Below are 22,348 nucleotides of genomic sequence, written 5' to 3' on the forward strand. Positions count from 1 at the left end.
AATTTTATAAATCTTTTTTACCAATCAAAACAGCGCCCACGATTCCTGCTAAGATAAGGATTGAAGCCAATTCAAAGGGCAGCACGTATTCGTTAAATAATAAGCGTCCGAGATTTTTCGTCAGACCGATAGAATAATCGATGTTGTCCGCTGCCATTGTTTTGCCGCTAAGACCTTTGTAGGCGCCCAACATTCCGACAAAAAGTATACAAACTGAGAAAATCCCGATAAACTTCGGCAGATTCTCCTTTTTGCTTTCGTCTTCTTTGTTGAGGTTGAGCATCATCAAAATGTAAAGGAACAAAACCATAATGGCACCGGTATAAACGATAATCTGAACGATTCCTAGAAATTGTGCGTTGAGCAGAATGTACATTCCCGCAATGGAGAACATCGTGACGATGAGGGAAAGGATTGCATGCAGAGGATTCCTGGCAAAAACGAAGTAAACTGCACTTGCAATGGCCAAAAACGCAACGATAAAAAATAAAATCTGATCCATTATTTTACAGCTTTTTTTTGTTTCTCGGACTGCCTTTCGGTGATATCGATCCGTGCATCGATTTTCTCTACCAATTTGTCTTTGCCGTAGATGAAGGAATTTCTGTTCTGTTCCACATCTACGAGCCGATCTGTAAGATAAATCGCCGACTTGGGACAGGCTTCCTCACACATTCCGCAGAAGATGCATCTCAGCATATTGATCTCGTAGGTTATTGCATATTTTTCTTCTCGGTAAAGATGTGTTTCTTCTTTGGTGCGTTCCCCTGCCGTCATTGTGATGGCTTCTGCAGGGCAGGCCACGGCACAAAGGCCGCAAGCCGTACATCGTTCTCGGCCTTCTTCGTCAAGTTTCAGAACGTGCAAGCCGCGCCATACTTTAGCTCTCGGTTTTTGAACCTCGGGATAGGAATATACCGCAGGCGCACCTTTCATCACCGTTCGTACAGCGTGCTTGAAAGTGATTCCCATCCCTTTGAAAATCGCAGGAAGGTAGATCTTTTCTGCCAAGGTCATTTCTTTGTTCGAAACAACTTTTGATCTGTTAGTGAGTTTCATTTAATTAAAGATGTTAGATGTTAGACATTAGATCTCAGACCATTCTTGTCTTATATCTTTTTATTATTCAATTTTAATTTCCTGATGCTAAGATGACGACACCTGTCACAACTAAATTGATGAGTGCCAGCGGAATCAGAGTCTTCCATCCCAAGTGCATCAATTGGTCATATCTGAATCTCGGAAGCGTCCACCGGATCCACATAAAGATCAAGATTCCGATGATTGTTTTTAATAAAAATGCGAGAATGCTTAATATTCCGGCAGCGTTTTCTCCCCAGTTTTGAGTGACCCAGTCGATTCCCGGATAGTTGTATCCTCCGAAGAACAGCACGACCATAAAGGCATTGGAAATGAAGACATTGACATATTCTCCAAACATATACATTCCCAATTTCATAGAAGAATATTCGGTAGAATAGCCGGTGACCAGTTCTGATTCGCATTCCGGCAGGTCGAATGGGCTGCGATTGGTCTCTGCCAAAGCTGCAATAAAAAATATTAAAAAGGCCAAGGGCTGGTAAAGGATATTCCAGTTGATTCCGGAAATAGCAGGAATGAATCCCCAGATCTTCCCGTGGGTTTGTGCTTCGGAAATAACTTTGAGATCAAGACTTCCCGACATCATAATGATGGAAAGCAGCGCCAATCCCATTGCCAATTCATAGGAAATCATCTGCGAAGAAGCTCGGATTGCGCCTATTAAGGAATATTTATTGTTGGAGGCCCAGCCGCCGATCATAATCCCGTACACGCCGATGGAGGCCATTCCGATGATGAACAAAACGCCAACATCAATATTGGCCACCTGCAGATCGTAGGAAACGCCCCCAATATTCAGTGATTTACCCCACGGAATAACGGCTCCGGTAATCAGGGAAATAAACATTACCAAGGAGGGTCCCACGATAAAAAGAAATTTCTCTGCGTTGGCCGGAGTAAAATCTTCTTTGAAGAAAAATTTGCCGCCATCTGCCAAAGGTTGCAGCAATCCAAAAGGTCCGGATCTATTGGGGCCGATTCTGTCTTGCATCACAGCTGCTACTTTTCTCTCTGCCCACGTAGAATAGGCAGCGATGGTAAGGGACAAAAGAAACAAAGCAACTACCAGTATGATTTTAAAAGTCAGTAATTCCATATCGATTTATTGGATTTGATGTTGAAGCATTCCACAATATCAAATGATTTCATTGTCTAATTTTTTGATTTGTTGTTCGTCTGCCACGCCAATCTCTTTGGCGTCGGGGTTATCCAGCACATTATAGCTGTCGGTATTTTTCTCGTAATGGTTGAGAGAAATGACCGAATGTCTATCGATATGTCTTGGTCCTTCGATATTCCATAGTGCCGGGTTTTTTTTCTCGAACCGGCATTCGTTACAGATCCAGTCTTCGACCTCGTCGTATTGATTTTTTCTTGCTGTAACTCTAATTACTTCGTCGCCTTTCATCCAGAGGACGGCTTTTCCGCTGCATTTGGTACAAGAACAAGTGGCATTGTACGGTTTGGTGAACCACACACGGCTGGCAAATCGGGCGGTTCTGTCTGTAAGAGCGCCAACCGGGCAAACATCGATAACGTTTCCGATGAAATCGTTGTCCAAGGCTTTGTTCAGCATCGTAGAGATTTCGGCGTGATCTCCTCTGTACAAGATGCCGTGTTCTCTTTTTTCGGTCAGCTGATTGGCTAGCAAGACGCACCTTGCACACAGGATGCAGCGGTTCATATTCAATTTGATATAAGGTCCGATGTCATCTGCATCGAAAGTGCGTCTATCGAACTCATATCGGGTTTCCGGATTTCCATGCTCATAACCCAGATCCTGAAGGTGACATTCCCCCGCCTGATCGCAAATAGGGCAGTCCAGAGGGTGATTGATCAGAAGAAATTCGGTAACGGCTTTTCTGCCTTCCTGTGCTTTTTCGGATGTTAAGTTTTTGACTTCCATGCCGTCCATCACGCTTGTTCTGCAACTCGCGACTAATTTGGGCATCGGTCTTGGGTCTGCTTCGGAACCTTTGGATACTTCCACAAGACACGTTCTGCATCTTCCTCCGCTGCTTTCCAACTTGCTGTAATAGCACATTGCCGGTGGTACAGATTTGCCTCCGATCTGTCTTGCCGCTTCCAAAATAGAAGTGCCTGGCAAGACTTCCGTTGTCTGTCCGTCTATGGTAACTTTAAATTTTTTGACTTCTTCGCTCATATTGTATGCTTTTGGCTATATGCGTCAGCAATAGTCTTAATTGTAATTATGTTTCTTTCCTGTATTAAAAGTATATCCAATACCGAATACCAGTTCATAAGTATTGAAATCCTGTATGGCTTTATCTACTTTTACATTTTCCTGTGTAGTTCTTACGCTTGGCAAATTGATATAGGCATATTTGAATTCTGCTTTGGCAACAAAATGATTCCATAAGACCAAGTTTACGCTGGTTCTGGCATCCAGTCCAAATCCTGCTAAGTGAAAATGATCACTTTCCTCTTTTTCCATGAGGATTACATCAGTTTTTGGAACTAGCACACCGGCTCCAAAGCCGGCACCCCAAAAGATATCAAAATTCTTTTTGTTCAATAGTTGCCTAAATTTCTGAATTCCCAGATTAAGATAATTCAAACCATTGGTATGCTCGTACTGCAGAAATTCTCCATTGGTAAGATCCACTTGTCCATTTTGAATCATCGCGGCATAATGCGGATCAGCAATGTAGCCTGTTATCTTCACAGTTTGATCCTGATCCATCACATATTTCATATGATCTATTCCAAAAGTAATTCCCAAGTTATCATTAATAAAATAAGTGACGTTATAATTAACTTGGGGGATAGACATTTTGGTAGGATCGATATAATGGTCAAACTCGCTGACAGGCGTCGGTCGGTCGTGCGCCGATACATTATGCAAAGTGAAATTATAATCCTTCCCATAAAAATGGATGTCCGAATTTGAATACCAAGCTCTGTTCCAACCCCAAAAAATCATTACTGATCCTTTTTTGAATGCTTCGCTTTGCGCTCTCATACCTTCTACACTTGTGATTGCTAATAATAACAATAAGATTTTCTTCATTATATTTTTCTTTCTTCTGCTTTTACCTTCACTCATGATGCTAATTGGCTGCTGCCGGGATTGGGTCGGCATAATTTCCTAAACCATAATTTTGAATTTTACAAAGTTCCGGATTGTTAATGTGCCACTCAAACTCATCTCTGAAATGTCTGATAGCGGCGGCAACCGGCCACGCCGCAGCATCTCCCAAAGGACAAATCGTATTGCCTTCGATTTTTCTTTGGATGTCCCAAAGCAAATCGATGTCTTCCATTTTGCCTTCGCCGTTATCTATTTTTTTCAATATTTTGTACATCCAGCCGGTGCCTTCTCGGCAAGGCGTGCATTGTCCGCAACTTTCGTGGTTGTAGAATCTTGCGATGGTCATCGTATGATTGACGATGCATTGATCTTCGTCCAAGACGATGAAACCACCGGAACCCATCATCGTTCCGGTCGAGAAGCCGCCGTCGGCAAGCGACTCGTAGTTCATATATCGTGGTTCGCCATTGATGGTTTTCAATAATAAATTGGCCGGGACAATCGGGACAGAGCTGCCTCCGGGAATACATGCTTTCAGCCTTTTCCCGTTGGGGATGCCGCCACAATATTCGTCGGAATATATAAATTCTTCTACGGTGATGGTCATATCAATTTCGTAAACGCCGGGTTTGTTGATGTTGCCACAGGCAGAAATTAATTTGGTACCCGTCGATTTGCCGACGCCTATCTTAGCATATTCTGCGCCCGAAATATCAATAATCGGGACGATAGCAGCGATGGACTCTACGTTGTTTACCACGGTTGGCCGTTCCCAAAGCCCTTTTACGGCCGGAAAAGGCGGTTTCAGTCTCGGGTTTCCTCTTTTTCCTTCCAAAGATTCCAGTAGAGCCGTTTCTTCGCCACAGATGTAGGCTCCGGCACCTCTGTGAACGTAGATTTCGCAATCGAAACCAGATCCTAAAATGTTTTTTCCCAGAAATCCGGCAGCTTTGGCTTCTTCGATGGCTTGTTCCAAAATATCGGGAATCCATGCGTATTCTCCGCGGATGTAGATGTAGGAAACATTGGAACCCAGCGCGTACGAAGAAATCAGCATCCCCTCAATCAGAAGGTGAGGAAGAAACTCCATCAGATATCGGTCTTTGAAGGTTCCCGGTTCGGATTCGTCGGCATTGACGACTAAATGTCTTGGCACGCCTTCTGGTTTTGCGAGGAAGCTCCATTTCAAGCCCGTCGGGAAACCTGCGCCGCCTCTTCCTCTTAGTCCGGATGCTTTTACTTCTTCCAAGATTTCTTCCGGCTTCATTTTAAAAGCTTTTTCTGCTACTTGGTAGCCGCCGTTTTGGCGATAGGTTTCGAAGTAGCGGATGCCTTCGATGTGTGCGTTTTTAAGTAAAAGTTTTTTACTCATTTTTTTAAGCTTATAGCAATGGGCTTGCACACTTCGACGGTCTCGGTGTGACAGCTTTTGCTTAATTATTTTTTTTCAATTAATCTTAATCCAAATCAATCGCGCCTTGTCTGCAAAGATCAAGGATTTCATCTACTTTTTCGATGGTCAGATGTTCGTGGAAGAATTTACCCAACTGCATCATTGGTGCATAGCCGCAAGCGCCAAGACACTCTGCTGGCTTCAGCGTGAACAATCCATCTTCGGAAGTTTCGCCATCTTTGATGTTCAGTTTTGTTCTGATATGATCGAGAATTTTGTCACTTCCGTTCAGCGTGCAGGGTCCGGTTCTGCATACTTCCAAAACGTATTTTCCCACCGGCTTCATATTGAACATCGTGTAGAATGTTGCGACTTCGTATACCTCAATCGGCACGATGCCGAGTAGCTCTGCAACATAATCCATGACCGGCACGTCCAGCCAACCGCCAAATTCTTTCTGGGCAAGATGCAGGACAGGAATCAAAGCAGATTTTTGCCTTCCTTCCGGATATCTTGCGATTATTTTATGAACCTGTGCTAAGCTTTCAGGTTTAAAAGCAATTGTTTCGTTCATCTTTATTTTGTTGTAAAATGTACAGTGTACAGTGTACTTCTATTTTTAATCTTCATCCATTTCACTTTGTACGCCGTAAAAATTATGCATCTAATTCGCCGGCAATAATGTTGATACTAGACATCGTCACGATGGCATCCGATATGACGGATCCAGTGATCATCTCCGGATAAGCTTGGTAGTAAATAAAGCACGGTCTCCTGAAGTGAAGTCTGTACGGCGTTCTTCCGCCATCGCTTACCAAGTAAAACCCTAATTCTCCGTTCCCGCCTTCGACAGCGTGATAGACTTCGCCTTTCGGAACATCCGTTTCACCCATAACGATTTTGAAATGGTAGATCAAGGCTTCCATTTTTTGATAAACATCGGCTTTTTCCGGAAGATAGAAATCCGGTACATCGGCATGGAATGGTCCTTCCGGCAGATTTTCATAAGCTTGTTTGATGATTTTGACCGATTCCCAAACCTCGTGCTGACGCACCATAAAACGATCGTAGGTGTCGCCGGCTGTTCCTACGGGAATGTTGAAATCGAAATCGTCATAAGAAGAATAAGGCTGCGCGACCCGCACATCGTAATCTACGCCTGTGGCGCGAAGGTTGGGACCCGTGAAGCTGTAATTCAAGGCACGTTCTGCGGAGATTGCGCCAGCACCGATGGTTCTGTCCATAAAGATTCGGTTTCGTTCTAATAATTGACCGAATTCTGCAAACCTATCGGGGAAAGTTTTGAGGAAATCCTGAATCAATTCGTGGAACTTAGGACTGAAGTCTCTTTCAAATCCGCCGATTCTTCCCATATTGGTCGTCATCCTCGCCCCGCATATTTCCTCATACAAATTATAGATGCGTTCTCTTTCTATGAACATATAAGTCAATCCCGTAATGGCGCCGGTATCCATTCCGGTGACCCCGTTGCAAATCAGGTGGTCCGCTATTCTTGCCAGTTCCATCATAATCACCCGCATGTAATCGACACGTTTTGGAACTTTGACTCCGATCAATTTTTCAACGGTCATATGCCAACCAAGATTGTTGATAGGCGAAGAACAGTAATTCATTCTGTCGGTAAGTGTCGTGATCTGAGCAAAATTTCTTCTTTCGGAGATTTTTTCAAAGGCTCTGTGGATATAGCCCACCGTTTGCTCAGCGTGCAAAATTCTTTCGCCGTCCATCGTTAGGACATTTTGGAAAATGCCGTGCGTAGCAGGATGTGTAGGTCCCAGATTGAGGGTGTATAGTTGCCCATCGATCTGTTCTTTGCTTTCGTGTTGGCTGAGTATATTGGATAATGAGTTATCTTTCATAATTTTTAAAATTGATAATTGATCGCCGATGATTGATAATCATTTACTTGTCATCATTTATCATTGATTTGTAATCTATCTTCCAAACATGCTGTCGTCCTTATCTGTTCGTGTTCCGTCCTCGAGACGATATTCTTTCAGCATTGGGTGGTAGCCCAGGTCTTCCATATTAAGGATGACCCTCAGGTCGGGATGCCCTCTGAATTTGATTCCGTAAAAATCGTAAGTTTCTCTTTCCATCCAGTTGGCACCGGAATATAAGTCTGTAAGAGAATCGACTTCGATGTCTTCTCTGGTCATAAAAACTTTAAGACGAAGTCTGAAATTGGTCATCATATTATGAAGGTGATAGATGACGCCTAATTCTTTTGCAGGTGTTTCAGGATAATGAATGCCACAGATGTCGGTCAAAAAATTGATTTCTAATGTCGAATCCTTAAGATAGTGAATGATTTTCTTGATGTCTTCTTTTTTGACTTCTATCGTCAGCATTCCGTAGGGTTCTGAACTGGAAATTACGGAATCGGGAAATTCTCTCGTGATGGCTTCTAATACAAATTCGTTCGTCATCTCCTCTTAATTATTGATATTGTAAGAATCCAACAAATGCTGATATTCCGGCATATCTCTTCTTCTGACGCTTTCGCTTTCGGCCAGTGCTTGCACCTGCATTACGCCTTCTATGATCTGCTCCGGTCTTGGAGGACAACCCGGAACATATACATCTACGGGAATAATTTTGTCGATTCCCTGAAGAACAGAATAGGTGTCGAAAATACCGCCACTGGAAGCGCACGCCCCAACGGCAACTACCCATTTTGGCTCGGCCATTTGGGTATAGACGTCTTTTAAGACAGGAGCCAATTTCTTGGCAATCGTTCCGCAGACCATCAGCATATCGGCCTGCCGTGGCGAGAAAGAGTTTCTTTCCATTCCGAATCTCGAGGCGTCGAAAGTAGGGTTCAGTGTGGCCATATATTCGATACCGCAGCAGGATGTTGCAAACGGCAAGGGCCAAAGTGAATATTTTCTTGCTAAGCCTACCACACTGCTCAGCTGTGTGGCAAAGAAGCCTTCTCCTTCAAATCCCGGAGGAGCGGCTGCATCTGTTATGATTTCTGGTTTATTGTTTGACATTTTTTTTAGATTTTGATTTTGAATTTTTGATTTTGAGATTAAAAATCTTATTGAATTTTAAACCTGCAATCAGCCATCCAAAATTTATAATAGTTATAATTTAAAATAATCTTACTTGTCCCAATCTAATGCGCCTCTCTTCCAAACGTAGAAAAAAGCAACAAAGAAAATGGCAACAAATGCAAGTACGGCAAGGAAACCCTCCATCCCATACTCTCTAAAATTAACTGCGTAAGGATAGAAGAAAACAATCTCAATATCGAATAAAACAAATAAAACAGCAGTTAAGAAATATCTGATTGAAAACGGCGTTCTCGCGTTGCCTTCCACAGGCACACCGCACTCCCAGCTGGAGTTTTTTACGGAGTCGCCTTCTTTCTGCTGAGGTCCCAAATAGTGAGCTCCAAGCAAGGAAATAGCGACAAATCCCAGACCAACCGCGGCCTGAATAAGTATGGGGATATAATTGGCAGGTAAATTCATTTAGGATTAAATTAACTATGCAAAATTACTAAATAAAGATTTAATATAGATATAAATTGGCGCTTATTATAAAGAAGAAAAAATCTATTTACAAAATTTAGAATTCGTATAAATAGAATTGCTTTCTATTTTTTGCCCATTCTCTTCAGAACGAGATAAGCAATATAAGCGATGTAAAGAAACAAAATGCTGGCAAATAGAATATTGATGCCGGTGTCGATCCGTGCATCCTCAATAGGCTTGTAGAAATTATAAGCTACAAACAAAATAATCAAGCCGGCATAGATATAGAGTTGCTTTTTCACGATTAATATTTTGTAATAGGTTGCGTTTTGTTAGTGGTCTATTCTTTTAAATCTTGATGTGAAATAATAGGCGTTTCTTCTTATTGAATTTCCAAAGAGTAGGTTCTTCTTCTTTTGTGGTTCACAGGATGATATTCCTGCCACAGCAATTGTACGCTTTTATTTTCTTCCAATTCGGGATTAGTCTCCAGATATTTGATTCCTTTCGTTTTCAAATTTTGTTGGATGGCTTTGAAAATCATAGAGGTAACGCCGCGTCTCTGGTATTCCGGATGGATTCCTATTAAATAGAAATTAGCACGGTCATTCTTCTTTGTTGCCTGCAAAAAATACCACCATCCGAGGGGGAACAGTTTTCCTTTGGATTTCTGCAAAGCTTTGGAATAGGAAGGCATCGTAATGGCAAAAGCCACCAGTGCATTATGCTCGTCCGCCACACAAGTGATGTAATCTTTATCGATGAATCCGAAATATTTTTCTTTATAAGTTTTGATTTGTTCGTCGGAGATGGGTGTGTACGTAGAAAGATCTTTGTAAGTATCGTCTAATAATTTGAACATCGATTCTACATACGGCAGGATTTCTTTTTTGTTATGGAATTTCAAAGTCCTCAATTTATATTTCTGGGCAATCAAAGCGCTGAATTTCTCCACTTTTTCCGGCAAAATTTCGGGAAACTGCAGCTGAAATTCTACCCATTCTTTCTCTTTGTGCAAGCCCAGATCTTCCATATGCTTCGGATAATACGCCTCATTATAAAGACCGATCATTGTGGCCAGTTTATCGAACCCGAAAGTCAGCATTCCGGCCTTGTCCAGATTGGTAAAGCCCATTGGACCTTCGATTTTGGAAATATGATTTTCTTTTGCAAATTTTATAGCTTCATCCAGCAAAGCTTTGGAAACCTCGGCATCATCAATAAAATCCAACCAGCCAAATCTCACTTTCCGGATACCCAGCTCTTCTTCCTCTTTTCCATTGATTATCACAGCAATTCTGCCAACGATTTTTTTATCTTTAAACGCAAGAAATTGTTTTGCCTGAGAATATTTGAGCGCAGGATTATGTTCTTTTTTCCAGATTTTTTTTTCTTCACTGATTAATGGGGGAACATAATTCGGATTGTTCTTATAAAGTTCCATTGGGAATTTGATAAAATCCAACTGCTCTTTCTCTGTAATCACTTGCTTTACATGAATGTTTGCCATATCCTTTTTTAATAGAGAGGACAAAGATAGTTTTTAAGGAAAAAACGGCAATGCTTTGGCATAATTTTTACTTCAAACGAAATAACTTTTAAAAGTAAAGCGAAAATAATATGAGTGGTTACTATTTAATCATAGGGATTTCTATGTTGCTGAGCTGGATTGTTTCTGCAAGGCTCAAATCCAAATTCGAATACTATTCCAAAGTTCATCTCAGGAACGGACTTTCCGGCAAAGAAATCGCCGAAAAAATGCTCCGGGACCATGGGATTACAGATGTTCAAGTAGTTTCCATTCCCGGGCAATTGACGGATCACTACAATCCGGAAACCAAAACGGTCAATCTTTCCGAAGGGGTTTATATGCAAAGAAATGCCGCTGCGGCTGCCGTGGCAGCGCACGAATGTGGTCATGCCGTGCAGCATGCCATCGGCTATTCTATGCTGCAGTTAAGATCCAAAATGGTTCCCATCGTCAACATCAGTTCCCACCTTTTGCAATATGTCTTGCTGGCAGGCATTGTCATAATGGCATCCACGAGTACCATCGAAGATCCCAACGGAAACACCTCGGTACTGGCGATTGGGGTTGGTCTGTTCGCAATTACTACTTTATTTGCATTTGTAACATTACCGGTAGAATACGATGCCAGCAATCGGGCTCTTAAATGGCTGGAATCTACAGGCACCGTGTCTCGGGAGGAATATGCCGGCGCAGCAGATTCGCTCAAATGGGCAGCGAGAACTTACGTGGTGGCGGCTCTCGGCTCGCTGGCACAACTGCTTTATTTTGCCTCGATGCTTTTTGGGAATAGAAGGGATTAAAGTTATGAAATATTAAATTCCAAAAGCATTTCGGACAATTCGTCTGAGATGCTTTCTTTTTGTGAAGTGCGCACGGAGGCCACGATTTGGCAAATGTCTGCCGCTTCGAAAGAAATGATTTTTGCCTTGTATCTATTCAACAGACCAAAAATCACATTTTGCTGAGAGAATTTGAACTTCAATTCAATTCTCGATTCCAATTCTTTGGTTACGATTTTCGTGTGTTCCAAGGTCGATTTCGCAGTTTCTTTATAAGCTTTTACCAATCCGCTCACGCCAAGTTTAGTCCCGCCGTAGTAACGGATAACGACGAGCAATACATTGGTGAGGTGATGAGCTAGCAATTGGTTGTAGATGGGCAATCCGGCACTGCCGGAGGGTTCACCATCGTCATTCGCACGGTAATTTTCTCCCTGGACTCCCAGCCGATAAGCATAGCAATGATGTGTTGCTTTGGGATGCAGGTTACGAAGATTTTGAAGTTTATTTTTGATTTCAGCTTCGGACATCACCGGATATGCAAAACCAATGAACCGGCTGCCTTTTTCTTTCAGAAGAACATCTTCGGTTTCGTGCTCGATCGTCTGGAACTCAAACATTCTTCAAAAGTAGAGATTATACCCATAAATTCAAAACAATCTGAAAAGAATGGATAGAGATGCATTATGTATTTGACAGACTGCATTTTAAGTAGTGTGGTCTTAAAAATTTACCCATATAAAATTAGGACAATTAATTTTTACGTAATTTTGCCTATTAAAATTTAAGATTAGCAATGCCTAATACAGTGATCGTTGGCTCCGGAAGTTACATTCCGGAAAATATAATAGAAGGTTCGCATTTTAAGGATTCTGTTTTCTATGATGATAATAACGTGCTCATAGAGAAGCCAACAGAAGAGATTATCAACAAATTTGTAGATATTACCGAGATACAGACAAGGAGATATTTGAATCCCGAGGATTTTAATTCCGATCTTGGTCTGCGTGCTTCTGTGGAGGCTATTGAAGATGCCGGCATTGATAAGGAACAAATTGATTACATTATCTACGCCACCAATTTTGGCGAGGTCGACGTGAACGGGATTCCCAATTTTATGCCCTCTCTTTCTGCGAGACTCAAAGGGAAATTGCAGATCAAAAGAAGAGATTGCGTCAACTACGATATGATCTTCGGCTGTCCCGGCTGGGTAGAGTCTCTGATTCTTGCCGATACTTTAATAAAAGCTCATAAAGCCAAAACCATTTTGGTAGTCGGCGGAGAAACCCTCAGCAGAGTTACAGACCCTTTTGACAGGAATAAAATGATCTTTGCAGATGGTGCCGGCGCCGTGGTAGTGCAAGCAACAGAGGACACCACCGTCGGGCTGATTGCCGACAAAACTCTGTGCGATAACGGAGAAGAACTCTGCTATTTGGAAAATGCACCTTCTCTTAATCTGGACGCCGATCAAAGCAAAATGTACATCCGAATGCGAGGCAGAAAAATCTACGAATATGCGCTCAAAAACGTACCCGACGCGATAAAAGAAACCATAGAAAAAGCCCACCTCGACATCTCGGATATTAGCAAAATCCTAATCCACCAGGCCAACGCAAAAATGGACTATGCCATGATTGGCAGGCTGTTCAAACTATATGGCCAGAAAGACTACGATCACGACATTTCTCCGATGACAATTCAGGCGTTGGGAAATTCATCGGTGGCCACTGTTCCCACTTTGTTTGATTTGATTCGGAAAGGGAAAATCGAAGGTCAGGCATTCACGCCCGGTTCGCACATTATTTTTACATCGGTGGGCGCAGGGATGAACATCAACTGCGCGATCTACAAATTTCCGGAAGGAAAAATTTAAAGTAAAATCGGAATTTAATCGTTTATTTACAAGAGGAATAAAATTTTTTATTCCTTTATTTTTTAGTATGCAAAAAAGTATTTTATTTATTCTGGGCATTTTCTTGCTGTTGGAAGTCTATGTTTATCAAGCTTTTAAAACAGTTTACACGCATCATAATGCAAAATTCATTTACTGGGTTCCCACCATTCTCATCTATGGATTGTTGGCCTACTCCGTCTTCACATTCAACCGGGCTTCGCACGACTATCAAAGGCTGCAGATCGTTTTTTCTGTATTTTTAATCTTTGTTTTGCCAAAGATTTTGGCGGTGGTTTTTTTATTGGTAGAAGATCTATTTAGACTGCTGAATTTTGGTTATAACTATGTGGCGACAGATCATCACAACTATCCTTCCAGACGAAAATTTGTTAGCCTACTCGGTCTTGGATCTGCCGGCTTGTTGGCGGCTGTGGTTTTAGATGGAATTGTCTTCGGGAAGCATCGTCACAGAGCAAGAATAGTGAGACTCAAACTGAAAAATCTTCCGGAGAGTTTCAGGGGCTACAAAATCGTTCAGATTTCGGATGTGCATAGCGGAAGTTTCCATAATCCAAAGCACCTGCAGCACGCTATCGATTTGATTAATAAGCAAAATGCAGATCTGGTACTTTTTACCGGCGATATGGTGAATAATTATGCGGACGAGTTCATTCCTTTTATTGATCTTTTTGCTCAGATCAAAAGTAAAGACGGCAAATTTGCAATTCTCGGCAATCATGATTATGGCGATTATGGCGACTTTAAAAGCAAAGAAGAAAAAGCTAAAAATATTCCACAACTTATTGATTACGAGAAGAAAGCGGGATTCGAAATGCTGCGAAATGAGCACTGCATCATCGAGAGAAATGGCGAAAAGCTGTATATTCTCGGTGTCGAAAATTGGGGACTTCCGCCTTTTCCGCAATATGGCGATCTTGACAAAGCCAGCCGAAATGTCCCTGCCGACGCTGCAAAAATACTTATGTCCCACGATCCTTCACATTTTGACGCCGTGGTGAAACATCATCCCAAAAATATCCAATTGACACTGTCCGGCCACACGCACGGCATGCAATTCGGCATCGATCTCAAGAACTTCCGATGGTCGCCCGTGAAGTACAGGTATCCTAAATGGGCAGATCTCTACCAAAGCGAAGGCAAATATCTCTATGTCAATCGTGGTTTTGGGGTCATCGGTTATCCCGGTAGAGTAGGAGTGTTGCCGGAGATTACCGTTTTTGAACTCCGTTAAAAAAAACAGTAAAACCGAATCGTACTTAAGATATTGATTGATAGAATGATAGCTTTTTATGCTTGGCCTAAAAGAGATAATCTTTCATTCTGGAAACCGCAATTTCGTGGTCGTCCAGAAACTGAAAGATGTCTTCCAGCCGATCTTCAAAAGCTCGGCCCAGATTGATCTTTTTGAAAAAAGGTAATGAGAACGGCAACTCTTTTTTGCTGAAAAGCTGCCAGGCATTGGCATAGATCATCACATAATCGTTGGATCTCACACTCTCCAGCAGCATATTTTCGTAGTATTTCAAGGGGATCACCTGCAGCACATAGTCGTTGAAAGGCAATTGCGAATAGGGAGACTGACTTTCCGGAACGACGGTCAACTCATTTTCCGTATAGATGTTGGTCTTCTCGGTTAGCTTTCTCCACAGAAAATTGATCTTCGATTCTTCGATATTCGAAACGTAGGCAAAGCCCAATTCTTTGATTTGAGAACTGTCGATGCGGTGAATCTTTTGTCGCAATCCGCGGATCGGTTTTCCGATAATTTGCTCTAAGTTTTGTTTTGTTTTTGAGACCGCTTCAGCATCGGAATTGACGTTGTAAAGTGCAATCTCGTGGCCGCTGACCGACAAACTTTTCAGGAGTTTTTGAAAGGCTTCTGCAATGGAAATTTCCACGAAAAAAGTGGCTTTATAGCCATGCGATTCTAATAATAAAGAAATTATTCTGGTTTTATTTTCGATAGACAAAAGCAATTCTGGCTGTGAAAAATTTTGATTAATTTCTCTTATTTTTTCCGCCAAAGATATATTAAACGTTAATAAAACCACTTAAATAAAAATTTATATAATTATTGTAAATTATTTAAAATCAAATGTTAAAAAGCTATCGAATTAAAGTAATTAACGAGGCAATCCTATTTTCCCAATTTTTTCTTTAGATTATTAATCATATCTATTGACATCGATGTAATATCGAATTTATAATCCAATCCCCAGTCTCTTTTGGCGGCAGAATCATCGATGCTTGCCGGCCAGGATTCTGCAATCGCTTGGCGAAAATCCGGCTCATATTTTATCTCAAAATCCGGGATTATTTTTTTGATTTCGTTTGCCAATTCTTTGGGCGTAAAACTCATCCCGCCAAGATTGTAGGAATATCGGATTTTGACCTGTTCTTTCGGTGCAGTCATCAATTTAATTGTTGCCTCAATGGCATCGTCCATATAGAGCATTGGCATCGCTGTATCTTCTTTGATAAAGCTGGTGTATTTACCATTTTCGACGGCTTCGTAAAAGATTTCCACAGCGTAATCTGTGGTTCCGCCGCCAGCCGGTGCTTTCCAAGAAATCAGTCCGGGATAACGGATGCTTCTGATGTCGACATCATATTTTTCGAAATAATACTCGCACCATTTCTCGCCTGCCATTTTGGATATGCCATACACTGTTGTAGGATTCAGAACCACTTCTTGCCCCACATTTTCTTTCGGAATTCCTTTCCCGAAAACGGCGATAGAACTGGGCCAGAAGATTTTTTTGAGCAGTCCTTCTTTTGCCAATTCGCAGAGGTGTATCAAGGGTTCCAAGTTGAGTTTCCAAGCAAAAAGGGGCTGTTTTTCCGATGTTCCCGAGAGCAGCGATGCCAAATGATAAACCGTTGTGATCTTATGCTCTTTAATGACATCGGTAACGGCCTGAAAATTAGTTACATCCAATCTTTCGTAGTAGCCGGCTTCCGTAATGCCTTCTTTCCATTTGTCTAAGCCCGATGCTACGACCTTCTCTCTCCCATAAATTTCTGATAATCTGGCCGTTAGCTCTGTCCCAATCTGCCCAAGAGCGCCTGTAATTAGGATTTTTTCTTGTGATGCCTCCATTTTTACTTTTTTAGATTCGCAAATCTAATTAATTTAATATTTGTTTGATATTTTTTTAAGAACCAACTTAAGTTACTTATGGATAAAATCTGCAATTGAGGAAACAAACAATTTCCAATGTTTTATTTTTCATCTTTTTATTTTGCGGCCTCCATCGTTTCCAAAAGTTCGCTGTATTTGTATCACTTTGTTCTGCATTTGATTTACAATTTTAGTTCCAAATCTTTTGACATAGTTGATATGAAAACGACTCCGAAAATCAGTATTAAAGAGCTTTTAACATTTCTAATCTATCTGAATCTCATCATTTTTTTTGTCGTTGAATACAGCTTAATAAAAAGAAAATGATTTTCCACAACCATTTTTCAATGAAAAGTATGAAGGAATGATAACTAAGAAAGCCAGCTTATTGACTGACCTTCAACTAATTAAAACCTAATTAAGCGTTATTGCATTAACAATCCTAATTCATCTTTTTCAAATCCAAATCCTCAAAATCGAAACTGAAATCGGTCACATCAGAGATCGGTTTCATTTTTGCAGAAACGGCTTTTCCATTTTCATCAAAATTCAAAATGAAGAAGGCATCGGCATCGTAGCTGCGGTCGTCCCATTTCACCACAAATGCATTGGCAGAATAGGGTAACAATTCTCCTTTCAGTTTTGGAGAAGATTTGCAGCTTAATCTGTACGACTTGCCGGCTTTGGTAATTTCGACAATCCCAAACCAATTATCCTTGTACCAGCCGATAAACTGCTCGTCTTTCAAATCTGATTCGAATTTGGAAGTTTTCGCAAATACTTCTTTCTTCTGCTTGGCAAAGAGCGCTTCATTTTTTCTGGCTTTATCACCATTGATTTTCAGCCAATTGCGATCGTTGATGCCGAGATAAGAATCCTTCACGGTGTTGGTAATCGTAGAAAGCACCGCACCGGCTTGCTGATTGGTCAGGACTACAATTCCCAATTTCAAATCCGGAATCAGGGTAAAATGCGTTACCGTTCCTATCAGTCCGCCGCTGTGCTGAACCTGCAAATGCCCTTTGACATCGCTCAAAAACCAGCCTAAACCATACCCATAAAAATGAGTGTCGTAAGGAGAATTCGCACCAACTTTATCGGGAATTTGAAGACTCCAAAGTTCGTGGGCGTTTTTCTCAGAAACCAATCGTTTGCCGTCTTTGGTAACGAATCCGTTCATAAGAAACGCTGCCCAAGTCGTCATATCCTTAATGTTGCTCAGGATTCCGCCTGCCGCATTTGCCGTCTCATTCCAATCGTGAGAAACGGCGACCGCTTTTCCGTCAACCGGAGCGTGCGCATCAATGATATTTTGAGAATTTGCAGAGATGGCGTTTTTATAACTTCCAAAACTTGAAGTCATCCCGACCGGTTTCAAAATGCGCTGTTCCACGAAATCTGCCCATTGCAAGCCGGAAACTCTGTGAATCACCTCGCCGGCAACGATGAACAGAATGTTGTTGTAGTCCAAAGTCGTTCGGAAAGGATTTTCAGGTTTCAAATAACGAACATTGTGAACAATATCACTTACCGTAAGGCTGCCACCTTCCGGGAAAAACATCAGATCGCCCTGTCCCAAACCAAGCCCCGCGCGATGCGTCACCAAGTCCCTAATGGTCACATTCTGAGAAACGTACGGATCTGCCATTTGGAATTCGGGAATATATTTGCTCACTTTATCATCCCATTTCAGTTTGCCTTCATCGGCCAAAATGGCGAGAGCGGTGCAAGTAAAACCTTTGCTGTTGGACGCGATTCCCACCAAGGTATTCTCGTCCATCGGCTGCTTGTTTTTGAGAGAACGAACGCCGAAACCTTTGGCGTAGATTAACTTGCCGTCTTTTACGATCCCAACGGAAATCCCCGGCACATCGAAGGTTGACAAGGAGTTTTGAATCAGTTCATCGAGTTTCTTTTCGTCGAGCTGCGCATCGAATAAGACAAAAGAGAAAAGCAAAAAGAAAAAAGAAAAGGATTTGTACATATTTAAAAAAGCTTTTGGACGAAGATAAGAAATTGTCTATAATGATTAATTGTCTCAGCTTGATTATCTTTGCGTGGTTCAGTTAACAAGAAAAAATATATGTCCTATTGCGCCTCAATCGAAACAATGCAACCGGAAGAAAGGAGAGCATTGCACCAAAATTACCACGATAATCATTACGGTTTTCCGATTCACGATGATGATGAACTTTTCGGAAGGTTGATTATGGAAATCAACCAAGCCGGACTCAGCTGGGAAACCATTCTGAAAAAAGAAAATGCTTTCCGAAAAGCATACAGCAACTTTAGCATCGAAAAAATTGCGAATTACACAGAAAAAGACAGAGAAAGATTGCTTTCTGACCCAGGAATTATCAGAAATAAATTGAAAATAAATGCTGCGATAGAAAATGCTAAAACCATCCTGGAACTGAAAAAAGAATTTGGCTCTTTCGAAAAATGGCTGGAGCATCATCATCCCAAAACTAAAGAAGAATGGGTAAAACTCTTCAAGAAAACTTTTAAATTCACGGGCGGCGAAATCGTTGGCGAATTTCTGATGAGCATCGGCTATCTCAAGGGAGCGCACTCGGAAAATTGCTGGATTAACGAAAAAATATCATTGACGAATCCGAAGTGGAAACAGGAATAAACCAGAAAGCATCATAAAAATCCCATAAAAGATTTCGGAAGTCAAAGGTTTGCCAATGTGGAACGTGGCTGGTGATATTATTTAAATAGCAAGTGACTTAAGTGTTTTTTGAATAATCTTTTGTGCCTTTTGTGGTTAAAAAAATAGCCTTAAATTTGTTGAAATCTAAGAAAAGCTAATGGAAAGCAAAAAAGAATTCTTCCTGGAGTGCTACAAACTCGGGATCATCAAGTTTGGCCGTTTCACGCTGAAAAGCGGCATCGAAAGTCCGTTTTACGTAGATCTTCGGCCGCTCGCTTCTGACCCAAAAATCCTGAAAAAACTCGCCAACTATCTTTTGGAAATGCTTCCATTGGACAATTTTGATATTATTTGTGGCGTTCCTTACGCGGCGCTTCCGATGGCGACGGCGATGTCTTTGGAGAGCTATATTCCGCTGATTATCAAGAGAAAAGAAGCCAAATCCTACGGTACCAAGAAACTCATCGAAGGGATTTTTGCCAAGGGGCAAAACTGTCTTTTGGTGGAAGATGTGATTACCTCCGGAAAATCTATTCTCGAAACCATTGAGGAAGTTGAAAATGAAGGTATCATAGTCTCGGATATCGTGGTGGTGCTGGATCGCCAGCAAGGCGGAAGAGAGAAATTGGAGGCCAAAGGTTACAAGGTTCATTCGCTTTTCAAAATTTCGGAAGTGGTGAAAATTCTGAGGGAAATGCATTACATCGATGAAGACGAAGTCGCCAGAATCCGAGATTTTGTAAATGGAAATCAGGTGGTTTTTGAGGAGAAAAAACGCTTGTCTTACGAAGAAAAATTGGAGATTGCAGAACATTCCTTTGCCAAAAAAATATTAGAAATCGCTATTGAAAAAAGATCAAATCTCATCGCTTCCGCTGATTTTGTCACCACCAAAGAACTGCTTGCATTCGCCGATATTGCGGGTCCGCACATCGTTGCTCTGAAAACCCACGTCGATATTCTGAATGATTTTGATGAGGACGAAACCATTTTACCATTAAAAAACTTAGCCCAAAAGCACAACTTCCTTTTGATGGAAGATCGGAAATTTGCGGACATCGGGAATACGCAGGCTTTGCAATTTTCTTACGGGACTTTTGAGATTTCCAACTGGGCAGATCTCGTGACATCTCACGTGATTGGCGGCAGCAAAAGCTTGGATTGCTTCGTGAATGTCGGCGTAGTCGCCATCTTGGGAATGTCTTCGCAGGGCGCTTTGACGGATTCTCATTACCGCGAAGAAGCGTTGAAAGTGATCGAAAACCATCCGAACGTCATCGGTTGCGTGGCTCAAAACGAGATTTCGGATCAGCTGCTGCTCTTTACGCCGGGTGTCCATCTGGGAAAAAAGGGCGACGACAAAGGGCAGCAATACCATGCTCCGGAGCACGTCATCCGGAATTATGGAACAGATTTCATCATCGTGGGTCGGGGAATTTATAAATCCGATGATCCGGAACTGGAAGCGCTGCGCTACAAAACCGAAGGCTGGAAAGCGTATCTGAGTTGCCTTTAAATAGCTTACCAATTGAATGGATAAGACAAAAATAAATTTCAGATTCAAGACTCCAACCACTCTTTAAAGGCCGTCACTTTTAATCGGCTCACTATTAGGTTTTTCGTGAGTTTCAGGTTGGTTTGTATGATAATTTTTCTGTTGAAATAAGGTTCTATAGACAGCACCGCATCCCTGTTGATGAGATTTTGTCTGTTGATTCTGAAAAACTGCTGTGGATTACAAACCGATTCTATATATTCGAGATTTTTGAACAAGGGAAATTTCTCTCCAGAAAATGTGTACATATAAACGGTTTCCCATTCTATAAAAAACAGGGCGATATCTTTGACATTTTTCACCAAAGTTTTATCTCGGTAGGGTGTCAAAAAACTATGCTGATATTCACCGGAAACAGGGAATTGCAGTGAGGGTGCCGCCCGCTGCCGGAAAGTCTGAGCCAATCTTTGGTATTTCTGCAATGCAGCGTGAATATCTTCTTCTTTGAAGGGTTTTAAAATATAATCGATCCCGTTATTTTTAATGGCTTGCAGAGTAAATTCGTCATACGCCGTACAAAATATAACCGGAACCGTAATCTCGATATGACTAAAAATTTCAAAGCTGTGACCATCGGCCAGCTGAATGTCCAAGAATATCAAATCTATTTTTGACTGATGGCTGCTTAAATATTGCACGGCTTCGGCGATGGATTCCAAGCGTTCTGTCACCAGGAAATTTTCGTCCTGCTCAATGATTTCTTTCAGTAATTTAGAAGTATGCAGTTCGTCTTCTACAATAAGTACGTTCATCTTCTATATCAATTTTAATCGGGTTGTAAATTCCTCTTCCGTTTGGTCGATTTCTACGCCATCGTAGATTCCCAGCAATTCGTAGCGTTTTTTCAGAAACTCTAATCCATATCCGGAAGTCGGCTGTTTCACCAGTTTGGGCTGTATATTGTTGATGACTTCGATAGCATCATCCGCAGTATTGATGATTTCGATTTTTAGCGGAGCTTTGGAAGTCATCATATTGTGTTTGAAACAATTTTCGACCACGGTTTGCATCGCCAGGGTCGGAATGTGCATTTTATACAATTCTTTTTGGATGTCTATGGTGATGCTGATGGCTTCTCCATTCCTGTTTTTCATTAAGAAAAGATAAGATTCCAACAATTTTATTTCATCAAGCAATTTGATGACTTTTGCTTCATTGTATTTTAATGTTTGCCGATAAAAATCTGAAAGACTGAGAATAAATTGTTCCGATTTGGCATCATTGTGCCGCACCATAGTGCGAAGCGTATTCAAAGAATTAAACAAAAAATGAGGGTCTACTTTTGCCCGAAGAGACTCCAGCTGGGCTCGGTAATTTTCCGTTTGCATCTGTTCTTTTTCTATCTTAAGCTGCGTGACGTTTTTCTGCGTTTGCAAAGCGTATTGGATGACCAAAAACAGCATAGAAGCGGAGAAAAATTTGATGATAAAAACCCATCGTATGGCGATCCATTCTTCGAAAAGTGCCAGTAAGAAGTAGATGATGGCGGTAAATAGGATGATGGATAAAATAATCAACAAAAATTTGTATTTGAATTTCATCTTAGAAACCCATTCCAAAACAAGCCATAGAGGATATAACACCAAGGTAGCATAAAACCACTTTTTATAAAAATCCAGCTCATATTCTTCTTGTAGCGCCGAATTCGAAAAAAGATTCAGCCCCGGTAGAAATACTGCCAAGGCAATGGGAAGAAGTTTTTCGGCATTTATTTTTAGTTTTTTCACAGAAGCTTTTTT

Annotated in this window: 24 protein-coding genes; 5 read left to right on the plus strand and 19 right to left on the minus strand. The window is 41.4% G+C overall.

The window, feature by feature from the left end; all coding sequences use genetic code 11:
* Positions 1 to 4: 4 nt before the first annotated feature.
* The 13 genes from DTW91_RS03135 to DTW91_RS03195 all read right to left on the minus strand — a co-directional run bounded on the left by DTW91_RS03135 (position 5) and on the right by DTW91_RS03195 (position 10,559).
* Complete coding sequence (locus DTW91_RS03135) at positions 5 to 502, minus strand: NADH-quinone oxidoreductase subunit J (protein ID WP_125201961.1); 498 nt, start codon at positions 500 to 502, stop codon at positions 5 to 7.
* Positions 502 to 1,059, minus strand: coding sequence for a NuoI/complex I 23 kDa subunit family protein (locus tag DTW91_RS03140; RefSeq protein ID WP_125201962.1), 558 nt, complete (start codon positions 1,057 to 1,059; stop codon positions 502 to 504). The genes DTW91_RS03135 and DTW91_RS03140 overlap by 1 nt, the downstream gene beginning before the upstream one ends.
* A 73-nt stretch (positions 1,060 to 1,132) precedes the next feature.
* Entirely contained in the window at positions 1,133 to 2,197 is a 1,065-nt protein-coding gene (nuoH, locus tag DTW91_RS03145; RefSeq protein WP_125201963.1) for an NADH-quinone oxidoreductase subunit NuoH, read from the minus strand.
* 39 nt (positions 2,198 to 2,236) lie between these two features.
* Complete coding sequence (locus tag DTW91_RS03150) at positions 2,237 to 3,265, minus strand: 2Fe-2S iron-sulfur cluster-binding protein (protein WP_125201964.1); 1,029 nt, start codon at positions 3,263 to 3,265, stop codon at positions 2,237 to 2,239.
* A 36-nt stretch (positions 3,266 to 3,301) separates the two neighbouring features.
* Complete coding sequence (locus DTW91_RS03155; RefSeq protein WP_125201965.1) at positions 3,302 to 4,132, minus strand: hypothetical protein; 831 nt, start codon at positions 4,130 to 4,132, stop codon at positions 3,302 to 3,304.
* Between the two features lie 40 nt (positions 4,133 to 4,172).
* Positions 4,173 to 5,525 carry an NADH-quinone oxidoreductase subunit NuoF gene (gene nuoF / locus DTW91_RS03160; protein ID WP_125201966.1) on the minus strand — a complete coding sequence of 451 codons (1,353 nt, stop codon included), beginning with the start codon at positions 5,523 to 5,525 and terminating at the stop codon, positions 4,173 to 4,175.
* Between the two features lie 85 nt (positions 5,526 to 5,610).
* Positions 5,611 to 6,120: a complex I 24 kDa subunit family protein gene (gene nuoE / locus DTW91_RS03165; protein WP_125201967.1), complete on the minus strand. Its 510-nt coding sequence runs from the start codon at positions 6,118 to 6,120 to the stop codon at positions 5,611 to 5,613.
* 82 nt (positions 6,121 to 6,202) lie between these two features.
* A complete protein-coding gene (gene nuoD / locus DTW91_RS03170) occupies positions 6,203 to 7,426 on the minus strand; it encodes an NADH dehydrogenase (quinone) subunit D (protein WP_125201968.1) in 1,224 nt (407 codons plus the stop codon).
* A 75-nt stretch (positions 7,427 to 7,501) separates the two neighbouring features.
* On the minus strand, positions 7,502 to 7,996 hold the full coding sequence (locus DTW91_RS03175; RefSeq protein ID WP_125201969.1) for an NADH-quinone oxidoreductase subunit C: 495 nt from the start codon (positions 7,994 to 7,996) through the stop codon (positions 7,502 to 7,504).
* A 6-nt stretch (positions 7,997 to 8,002) separates the two neighbouring features.
* Complete coding sequence (locus DTW91_RS03180; protein WP_125201970.1) at positions 8,003 to 8,563, minus strand: NADH-quinone oxidoreductase subunit B; 561 nt, start codon at positions 8,561 to 8,563, stop codon at positions 8,003 to 8,005.
* Between the two features lie 111 nt (positions 8,564 to 8,674).
* Positions 8,675 to 9,046, minus strand: coding sequence for an NADH-quinone oxidoreductase subunit A (locus DTW91_RS03185; RefSeq protein WP_125201971.1), 372 nt, complete (start codon positions 9,044 to 9,046; stop codon positions 8,675 to 8,677).
* A 125-nt stretch (positions 9,047 to 9,171) separates the two neighbouring features.
* Positions 9,172 to 9,351 carry a hypothetical protein gene (locus DTW91_RS03190; RefSeq protein WP_125201972.1) on the minus strand — a complete coding sequence of 60 codons (180 nt, stop codon included), beginning with the start codon at positions 9,349 to 9,351 and terminating at the stop codon, positions 9,172 to 9,174.
* A gap of 80 nt (positions 9,352 to 9,431) precedes the next feature.
* Complete coding sequence (locus DTW91_RS03195; protein WP_125201973.1) at positions 9,432 to 10,559, minus strand: GNAT family N-acetyltransferase; 1,128 nt, start codon at positions 10,557 to 10,559, stop codon at positions 9,432 to 9,434.
* Between the two features lie 110 nt (positions 10,560 to 10,669).
* Between DTW91_RS03195 and DTW91_RS03200 the strand changes: the two genes are divergently transcribed.
* On the plus strand, positions 10,670 to 11,380 hold the full coding sequence (locus DTW91_RS03200) for a zinc metallopeptidase (RefSeq protein WP_125201974.1): 711 nt from the start codon (positions 10,670 to 10,672) through the stop codon (positions 11,378 to 11,380).
* Between the two features lie 2 nt (positions 11,381 to 11,382).
* On the opposite strand, the gene DTW91_RS03205 is transcribed toward DTW91_RS03200, so the two are convergent.
* Positions 11,383 to 11,979, minus strand: a complete 597-nt coding sequence (locus DTW91_RS03205; protein WP_125201975.1) for an IMPACT family protein — start codon at positions 11,977 to 11,979, stop codon at positions 11,383 to 11,385.
* 176 nt (positions 11,980 to 12,155) lie between these two features.
* Between DTW91_RS03205 and DTW91_RS03210 the strand changes: the two genes are divergently transcribed.
* Together DTW91_RS03210 and DTW91_RS03215 are read left to right on the plus strand one after the other, a co-directional pair.
* Entirely contained in the window at positions 12,156 to 13,235 is a 1,080-nt protein-coding gene (locus DTW91_RS03210) for a 3-oxoacyl-ACP synthase III family protein (protein WP_125201976.1), read from the plus strand.
* A gap of 67 nt (positions 13,236 to 13,302) precedes the next feature.
* Complete coding sequence (locus tag DTW91_RS03215; protein ID WP_125201977.1) at positions 13,303 to 14,508, plus strand: metallophosphoesterase; 1,206 nt, start codon at positions 13,303 to 13,305, stop codon at positions 14,506 to 14,508.
* Positions 14,509 to 14,575: 67 nt separating this feature from the next.
* Here DTW91_RS03215 and DTW91_RS03220 read toward each other — a convergent pair whose 3' ends face one another.
* The 3 genes from DTW91_RS03220 to DTW91_RS03230 form a co-directional block, all read right to left on the minus strand.
* On the minus strand, positions 14,576 to 15,247 hold the full coding sequence (locus DTW91_RS03220) for a polysaccharide deacetylase (RefSeq protein ID WP_125201978.1): 672 nt from the start codon (positions 15,245 to 15,247) through the stop codon (positions 14,576 to 14,578).
* Between the two features lie 167 nt (positions 15,248 to 15,414).
* Entirely contained in the window at positions 15,415 to 16,377 is a 963-nt protein-coding gene (locus DTW91_RS03225) for an NAD-dependent epimerase/dehydratase family protein (RefSeq protein ID WP_125201979.1), read from the minus strand.
* A 463-nt stretch (positions 16,378 to 16,840) separates the two neighbouring features.
* A complete protein-coding gene (locus tag DTW91_RS03230) occupies positions 16,841 to 18,382 on the minus strand; it encodes a serine hydrolase (RefSeq protein WP_125201980.1) in 1,542 nt (513 codons plus the stop codon).
* Positions 18,383 to 18,481: 99 nt separating this feature from the next.
* Here DTW91_RS03230 and DTW91_RS03235 point away from each other — a divergent pair, with 99 nt between their 5' ends.
* Positions 18,482 to 19,033: a DNA-3-methyladenine glycosylase I gene (locus DTW91_RS03235; RefSeq protein WP_125201981.1), complete on the plus strand. Its 552-nt coding sequence runs from the start codon at positions 18,482 to 18,484 to the stop codon at positions 19,031 to 19,033.
* A 178-nt stretch (positions 19,034 to 19,211) separates the two neighbouring features.
* Positions 19,212 to 20,570, plus strand: a complete 1,359-nt coding sequence (gene pyrF / locus DTW91_RS03240; protein WP_125201982.1) for an orotidine-5'-phosphate decarboxylase — start codon at positions 19,212 to 19,214, stop codon at positions 20,568 to 20,570.
* 44 nt (positions 20,571 to 20,614) lie between these two features.
* Here the strand turns inward: pyrF and DTW91_RS03245 are convergent, their stop codons facing one another.
* Together DTW91_RS03245 and DTW91_RS03250 are read right to left on the minus strand one after the other, a co-directional pair.
* Positions 20,615 to 21,361 (minus strand): LytR/AlgR family response regulator transcription factor, encoded by a 747-nt coding sequence (locus DTW91_RS03245; RefSeq protein WP_125201983.1) that lies wholly within the window; start codon positions 21,359 to 21,361, stop codon positions 20,615 to 20,617.
* A 3-nt stretch (positions 21,362 to 21,364) separates the two neighbouring features.
* Positions 21,365 to 22,336, minus strand: coding sequence for a sensor histidine kinase (locus tag DTW91_RS03250; RefSeq protein ID WP_125201984.1), 972 nt, complete (start codon positions 22,334 to 22,336; stop codon positions 21,365 to 21,367).
* Positions 22,337 to 22,348 lie beyond the last annotated feature (12 nt).

This window comes from Chryseobacterium sp. SC28 (assembly GCF_003932955.1).
Taxonomy (GTDB): domain Bacteria; phylum Bacteroidota; class Bacteroidia; order Flavobacteriales; family Weeksellaceae; genus Epilithonimonas.